The organism is Nostoc sp. LPT (genome assembly GCF_017115165.1).
Classification (GTDB): Bacteria; Cyanobacteriota; Cyanobacteriia; order Cyanobacteriales; family Nostocaceae; genus Nostoc.
The window spans coordinates 20,454-27,593 of the sequence record NZ_JABXKF010000101.1 but is presented as its reverse complement, the minus strand read 5'-3'; the positions used below and the strand labels follow the sequence as shown (position 1 = coordinate 27,593).

General features: G+C 41.7%; 7 protein-coding genes. 6 read left to right on the top strand and 1 reads right to left on the bottom strand.

Annotated elements, in window-relative coordinates; all coding sequences use genetic code 11:
* The first annotated feature begins 317 nt into the window (after window positions 1-317).
* The 3 genes from HWQ58_RS19535 (at window position 318) to HWQ58_RS19525 (ending at window position 2,096) form a co-directional block, all read left to right on the top strand.
* Window positions 318-1,256, top strand: coding sequence for a class I SAM-dependent methyltransferase (locus HWQ58_RS19535; RefSeq protein ID WP_292866137.1), 939 nt, complete (start codon window positions 318-320; stop codon window positions 1,254-1,256).
* 15 nt (window positions 1,257-1,271) lie between these two features.
* The gene (locus tag HWQ58_RS19530; RefSeq protein ID WP_292866135.1) at window positions 1,272-1,409 is read left to right on the top strand and encodes a hypothetical protein; all 138 of its coding nucleotides are present in this window, start codon (window positions 1,272-1,274) and stop codon (window positions 1,407-1,409) included.
* A 183-nt stretch (window positions 1,410-1,592) separates the two neighbouring features.
* Complete coding sequence (locus HWQ58_RS19525; protein WP_292866132.1) at window positions 1,593-2,096, top strand: PEP-CTERM sorting domain-containing protein; 504 nt, start codon at window positions 1,593-1,595, stop codon at window positions 2,094-2,096.
* A 422-nt stretch (window positions 2,097-2,518) separates the two neighbouring features.
* Here the strand turns inward: HWQ58_RS19525 and HWQ58_RS19520 are convergent, their stop codons facing one another.
* Window positions 2,519-4,507, bottom strand: a complete 1,989-nt coding sequence (locus HWQ58_RS19520) for a protein phosphatase 2C domain-containing protein (protein ID WP_292866129.1) — start codon at window positions 4,505-4,507, stop codon at window positions 2,519-2,521.
* 255 nt (window positions 4,508-4,762) lie between these two features.
* Here HWQ58_RS19520 and HWQ58_RS19515 point away from each other — a divergent pair, with 255 nt between their 5' ends.
* From HWQ58_RS19515 to HWQ58_RS19505, 3 genes are all read left to right on the top strand, one after another.
* On the top strand, window positions 4,763-5,197 hold the full coding sequence (locus HWQ58_RS19515; RefSeq protein WP_292866126.1) for an NfeD family protein: 435 nt from the start codon (window positions 4,763-4,765) through the stop codon (window positions 5,195-5,197).
* 129 nt (window positions 5,198-5,326) lie between these two features.
* Window positions 5,327-6,334 (top strand): SPFH domain-containing protein, encoded by a 1,008-nt coding sequence (locus HWQ58_RS19510; protein WP_292866123.1) that lies wholly within the window; start codon window positions 5,327-5,329, stop codon window positions 6,332-6,334.
* Window positions 6,335-6,558: 224 nt separating this feature from the next.
* Window positions 6,559-6,819: a hypothetical protein gene (locus HWQ58_RS19505; RefSeq protein ID WP_366838257.1), complete on the top strand. Its 261-nt coding sequence runs from the start codon at window positions 6,559-6,561 to the stop codon at window positions 6,817-6,819.
* Window positions 6,820-7,140: the final 321 nt, after the last annotated feature.

Sequence of the window (7,140 nt, the reverse complement as noted above, 5' to 3'; positions counted from 1 at the left end):
TGCTAGATGCAAGTTTTCAGCTTACCTGCTTTGTATACCAATTAGATAGCTAGGGAGTTGACTCGCTTGCCGCCGGCGCTATGCGCGGCATCGTCTCCCCGCAGGAGTTGACCGCGCTGCCTCACCTTTGCGTTGAAAAAAAGCTAGAATTTGGCGCAGCTTTACAAAGAAACGGTATTAGTCCTAGCTTTAGGTTGCTAGGGACTATTGAAGCGGTTTTTACCCAAGGATGTGGCTTTTGGCGACGCCGAATAGCCTGTCGTAGACATCGCTATTTGGCTTCGTTGATAACTAGTGTCAATCGATAGAGTTGATTTGTGGTTGTAGTGAGTTGGTGTGCGATCGCAGCGCTATTAACCTTTATGCTGAAGGGGAAAATGAAAACAACAGCTATGAAATTTGCACAAAATCTCATCCCCCGCCAAGGCTTGCTGAAAGCCCTGACTCTAGCTTTTCTCCTATTGGCATCTGTGATATCTCCCAATGTTCTAGCTAACGAGAGCGAAAAAGCGACATTCAATGGCACAACCACACTCCAAACCATACTCACCAGCAGTCATCGCTCAGAGCAGAATCGCCTTCGAGACAAGTACCGCCACCCAGCCCAGACTCTCGAATTCTTCGGTCTGCGCCCAAATATGACGGTGGTTGAATTGTGGCCAGGAAGCGGCTGGTATACTGAGATATTAGCCCCATTTCTAGCACCCAAGGGACAACTGATAGTTACTAACTTGGCTTCTAGCACAAGTAAACCCGCTCTGGCTTTGCAAGAGAAACTGGCAGCTAATCCAAAGGTTTTTGGTAAAGTCAAAGTAGCCCAAATTAATCCCCCAAATGAACTTACCTTAGCCCCAGAAAACTCTGTGGATATGGTTGTTACCTTCCGCAATATTCACAACTGGGTGAAAGCTGGCTATGCCGAGCAGGTTTATGCAGCGGCTTACAAAGCACTTAAGCCAGGGGGCATCTTAGGGGTAGAAGAACACCGCGGACTTAAGGGGATTTCTTTACAAGAGAGTATCAAAACAGGCTATATGTCTGAAGATGGGGTAATTGCTGCTGTGGAGAAAGCTGGCTTCAAATTGGTCGGCAAATCAGAGATTAACGCCAACCCAAAAGATACTAAAGACTATCCGGGCGGAGTTTGGACACTACCTCCAACCTTGAGCCAAGGTGAAAAAGACAGGCAACGCTTCCTCACCATTGGGGAGAGCGATCGCATGACCCTCAAGTTCGTCAAACCCAAAGCCTCGTAAGAGGGAGATAAGTGAATGCAAAGACAACTGCTGCCTTTTGATAATCACATGAATGGCAGCTTTCAAGCGATCGCGCAGCTAAGAACAGAGAAAAGCACAGGAGCGATCGCACCAGATATCAGCCAAGGGTTAAGGCTGTTCAGTTGTGCTTAAAGCCAAGGATTTGATTTACTTCCGACCCACAAAAAAAGCCACATAATCTACTACAATATGGATATCATAAGTATGAAAGTTTTCTTTTAATATCGGTTTTAAATTTTCGTGAGTATCATCTGTGTTGCCAAATATTCCTTTAGCAAAGTTTTGCAAAAGTCCTATCAATTAAAAGAAAATTTTATGGCTTACCAATTGAAAAAAACTTTAGCAGTTGCCACAATCATTGCTGTATTCAATATTTTGAGTCAAGGGAGCGCGGGTGCTGTCAGTTTTAATTTTACTCAAGGTGGTTGGTCACAAGGTGGAATAGTAACTGGGAGCTTTTCAGGAGAAGATTTAGATGGTAACAGGATTATTTCCAAAACTGAGATTACAGATTTTTCATTAGCTTGGTCAGGAAATGAAGCAGTACCTAGATTGGATTTTAAAGATGTAGATACCTGGCAATTTTCCACAGAGCAAGTTCGCTTAATTTCGGGTTTTACAAGTGAAGCAACAACCTTTTGGTCTGCTAATGGTAAAACTGGTTCTGTTAGCATAGGTGCTTTTGTAAGAACAATTAGTGATACAACTGAGTCAGCACCAGTCTTTGAGCTAGTAAGTGTGCAGCCTGTTCCAGAACCTAGCACCATTGTTGGAAGTTTGGTCGTCTTATGTGCAATGTTAATCAAGAAAAGATTTTAACTTAAAAGCATTCGTGACAATTAAAAAGCTCGTTACCTTTGCGTAAGTCCTAACGATAAAAAACGTTGCATTCTTTTTATTATACTCTCACTCTTTTATTGCCAAGATGTGATGTAGAGTTATCTGTGGTGCGATCGCTTGCCTTATATGACTGACTAGCGATCGCCACTTTCTTTTCCATCACTCTGAATCTACAATTAGTTCTTGTCGAGATTCCAATATCTCTCCCAAACATTACAACATCTATAGGGAATGTTGTAATATTTCTCATCAAAATTACAATATTCCTTATCAATACTGGAATATTTCTCATCAACATTATGACATCTATAAGGAATGTTATAATGTTTCTCATCAAAATTACAATATTCCTTATCAATACTGGAATATTTCTCATTAACATTAAAACATTTCGGGATAACCTATTTCCCAGTCGGACACACTGACTGCACTTTTTCGGGAAGTTGCCGACACATCTGCTGTAATCCTTGAGGATTAATTTGCCACCAAGCAAATAATCCCAGACTTGTACCCCCCACAAGCAACACCAACACTCCTCCCAGCATTACCAAACGTTTACCCCGCTTCGGTTTTGTAATTAAAGTTGGTGGAATTTCTGGATTGAGAGGTGGTTCTTCTGAAAGATCCAAATCTAGATCCAAATCTAGCAAAGCTTGCGAACTTTCTGTAAAAGAAGTTGGTTCTTCTAGTTTTTCTAATTCTTCTAATTCCTCTTGTTCTTCTTCTTGTATTTCTGCTTCTATAATCTCTTCTGGCAACGCCGGAGTCACAGGTACTAAGTATTCTGGAGAGACACGGCAATAAGTCAGAACAACCGATGTATTATCACGCCCATTTTTTTCGTTTGCCAAGTTAATCCAGTTACGGACAGCATCTTCAACTGTCATTTGCCCTGTTAACACGGGTATTGCATAATCCTGCCAAGATTGTTCCACCCAGTTGCGATCACTTAAACCATCAGAACACAGTAGCAAAATGCCATCTTCTTCTAGAATAAATCGCTGAACCTTGAGACGCAAAGATTCTGAATCTCTTGTCCCCAATGCTTGAGTTAAAGCACTAGCATCTGGTCTAAAAAGTGCCTTTCGATACAAGCTTTTAGCAAGGCGGACTTCTCGCGTTGCCACATCATCATCTATTGTCAATAGCTGGCAATAATTGCGAGTAATCCAATAGGCACGGCTATCGCCAACATTAGCCAAGTAAAGCTCATGGGTATTATTTGATTGCCACCCAGTACTTGTCTGGACTCGTTGTGGAACTTGCAACGCCATAACAATAGTTGTAGCCATGCGTTCCCTGCCCTGGCGTTTTTGTTCGTTATTGCGGGCACAAATTAGATTATTTACCACCCGTAAGCTTGCTTCTAATTGTTCCTGCAACAACTCAGGTGGAAAAAGTACAGTTTGTTCTGTCACCTCCGCTAGTAAAGCGCGAATTTGTAACTTTACAGACTGCACTGCCAACTGACTTGCAACCTCACCGCCTTCGTGTCCGCCAATACCATCGCAAACAATCGATAAGTGGCGCAATAAAGGTTCATCTAAATCACTCAAACTATTGGGATAGCAAGCATCTTCATTTTGCGCCATCATTGGGCCAATATCTGTAGAACCTGCCACCTTCAAGACTAATGGCAATTCGGCGGCAACTGCTAGTAGTAAATTATTGAGTTGAATATTAATCGTCTCTAACTCAATCTCAGTTTCACACATCTGCTGGACAATGTTCTGTAACCCTTTGGCTACTGATGCCTTTGCAGAAACTACCCAAAACTGCCAACACTCTCCCAGATTTTGTAAACTCAACTTTTCATCGGCTGGTGTTTGATAGAGTTCCAACAGTCGCACACACCAACCTTCGACTCTCAAGTTATCTGCTACAAGTAAACTGCGGCTAAATCCCAATTCTGCTAGAGGTGTCCAAAGTTGGAGAATTTGCCACAACCAATAAACTTGTCGTACTGCCGTGGCTTCTTCCCAAGTCTCAACAATAGTTGGATAGATATTTCCTGTTTTATCTATCGGCGCATTTTCTAATAAGAGGATATCAGTTGTATCTTCCTCAAGATTACTAGCAAACCCATAAGCTTGGGGCAGATGCAACCGTTGATATAACTGTAAATAAGGAATTACTTCCGTTGGCAGTTCTTCAGGTACATCTGGCGGCAATCCCGGTTGAGTATCCAGCCAAATCTGTTGTTTAATTACTTCATACCTATCTGCTACCTTTGTGCCTGGTGGGATTTGAGCAGACAATGAGCCAGTCGCCCACAGATAGCGGTGAACTAAAGGAGTTTGGCAACTGGCACAAACGCTATCTCCCATCGGATTAATGGGGCTATTACAGCGTGGATTTATACAAAAAATTATCAGTTGAGTAGAAATCATAAAACAGGAGTCGGGAGTCAGAATTCTTTTTTATAGATGAACTTCGATTAACTTTAGCTGGCAATGAATTGAAGGCTAGAATAAACTAAACTTATGTACCTGAACTTGTGTACTGCTAGTTACACCTTGTTACTGAAATTAAGCAAAATTATTGGTAGAAATACCCAGTTTTGTTTTCTGTAAATAACTTACGTCTGGCTGTATCTAATCGTAGAAATGCATTTACGTCAATAATGTAGAGACTAGGATGGCGCTATGCCAAGTTTTACCTTAATCTGGCTGATGGCAGGAGCAGTTTTGTGTTTAACAGAACTGTTCTTACCATCAGCGTTTGTCGCTTTCATGATGGGAATTAGCGCTTTTGTGGTGGCGCTGCTGTCTGGAGTGGGTATGGGAAGTGTATGGTTACAAATTGTGGTTTGGCTTTTGCTTTCCACAGCCCTAATTATGCTTTCTCGTCGGTTTTTGCAACCAAGACAACGCAAATCAAAAATTCGGGATGCAGTCATAGCTGAAACCTTAACAGAAATTCTGCCTGGGAAAACAGGACGGGTGCGGTATGAGGGAAATTCTTGGCAAGCAAGATGTGACGATGACAAATTTACCATACCACCCCATCAAAGAGTTTATGTGGTTAGGAGGGAAGGTACTACTTTGATTGTTGTACCGGAAAATCTGTTGAATTCTTAAGCATTTGTCATTTGTTATTCGTCATTTGTCATTTGTCAAAATTTAATAGTTCTTTTTACTCTACTTCCTCTGCTCACTCATCTCCTCCACTCCACACTTCCTTTATTAATAAAAATTAGGAGATTTACAATGGAACAGTTTTTTTTACTAGTATTTTTAGCTCTTGGTGGTTCTGCTGTAGCAAGTTCGGTGAAAGTTGTTAATCAGGGCAATCAAGCTTTGGTGGAAAGATTGGGTAGTTATAACAAAAAACTAGAACCAGGATTAAACTTAGTCATTCCTTTCGTAGATAGAGTTGTCTACCGAGAAACTATCAAAGAAAAAGTCTTAGATATTCCTCCCCAACAGTGCATCACCCGCGACAATGTTGGCATTGAGGTAGATGCTGTGTTTTACTGGCGCATCGTGGATATGGAAAAAGCCTGGTACAAGGTAGAAAATCTCCAGTCGGCAATGGTAAACATGGTGCTGACTCAAATTCGCGCTGAAATGGGACAACTGGAGTTGGATCAAACTTTTACTGCTCGTTCCCATATTAGTGAACTTTTATTACAAGATTTGGATGTTGCTACCGATCCTTGGGGTGTGAAAGTGACACGGGTAGAACTGCGAGATATTATTCCGTCTCAGGCAGTGCGAGAATCGATGGAATTGCAAATGTCAGCAGAACGACGCAAACGGGCAGCAATTTTAACTTCTGAAGGCGATCGCGAAGCTGCTGTCAATAGCGCCAGAGGTAAAGCTGAGGCACAAATCCTGGATGCGGAAGCTCGTCAAAAATCCGTAATTTTGCAAGCGGAAGCCGAACAAAAGGCGATCGTTCTGAAAGCTCAAGCGGAACGTCAGCAACAGGTTTTGAAAGCGCAGGCGATCGCAGAGTCATCAGAAATTATTGCCCAAAAGCTCCACAATAACCCCAATGCCAATAAAGCAGTAGAAGTTTTGTTTGCCTTGGGTTATCTCGATATGGGCGCGACAATTGGTAAAAGCGATAGCAGCAAGGTGATTTTTATAGATCCGCGTTCCATTCCTGCTGCTTTAGAGGGCATACGTTCTGTCGTTTCAGATGGTCAGGTTAACTCTAACGAATTGTTTTCTAAACAAATCCCAGGTTTAGAAAATAACCGCTCTAGTTAAGAATGGGGAATGGGGAACAGGGGAGCAGGGGAGCAGAGGAGACAGGGGAGGTAGGGAGAGAAAGAATAATTAATGCCCAATGCCCTATTCCCAATAACAAATGACAAATGATAATTAACCCAGAACAGGTCATCAACGCGATTATTGCGATCGTTAATCCTTTAATAAAGGAAAAAATTCAGCGCCATGAGACTGTAATTAAATTACTTTAGCTCACAAAAGCAGTGATGGATTTGCTTTTGCCAATGTTAGGTAATCATCAGTCTCTGATTAATATTATTGAAGCGACACGGGGTAAAAGCGAAGATGAGGTGGGTTATTTTGGTAGGAATGCGGCAACGTTGGCAGTGAAGGTTGATAAGGGTGTATTAGAAGGGAGAGATTTTAGTGACACAGTAATTAAGGGTGCGGATTTTACAAGCGTGAGTTTGCGAGGTCTAAAACTGACTGGAACTAGTCTAAATGAGAGTAGATATAATACTTAGATTCTTTCTTTCCCTGAAGCTGTTTTTTGTTGCTTCAACAGCATTTGAAGTTCAGACGCCTGTTCATTTTATATCCAGCTTGAGAACCCTACACATTTTTGTTCGTTATTAATTGATACCCCAGGAATTCTATGTATCATACTTTTCGTGAAATGGTATAAGGGGAAGAGAAATTTTTTTTGTGGTATACCCCTACCCTGGAACAAAGATACAAGCCCCTTATTTTAATTTTGGAAAGAAAAGAAAAGTATTTCGAGATACGTAGTATGAGAAATACGGCGTCCTTATTTCAAGCCCCTCAATTTATTGATGGGGTTCCCC

Excerpts from the sequence above, each read along its gene's own strand:
- HWQ58_RS19530 (WP_292866135.1), top strand. The coding sequence starts at position 1,272 with ATGCAAAGACAACTGCTGCCTTTTGATAATCACATGAATGGCAGCTTT.
- HWQ58_RS19525 (WP_292866132.1), top strand. The coding sequence starts at position 1,593 with ATGGCTTACCAATTGAAAAAAACTTTAGCAGTTGCCACAATCATTGCT.
- HWQ58_RS19520 (WP_292866129.1), bottom strand. The coding sequence starts at position 4,507 with ATGATTTCTACTCAACTGATAATTTTTTGTATAAATCCACGCTGTAAT.
- HWQ58_RS19515 (WP_292866126.1), top strand. The coding sequence starts at position 4,763 with ATGCCAAGTTTTACCTTAATCTGGCTGATGGCAGGAGCAGTTTTGTGT.
- HWQ58_RS19510 (WP_292866123.1), top strand. The coding sequence starts at position 5,327 with ATGGAACAGTTTTTTTTACTAGTATTTTTAGCTCTTGGTGGTTCTGCT.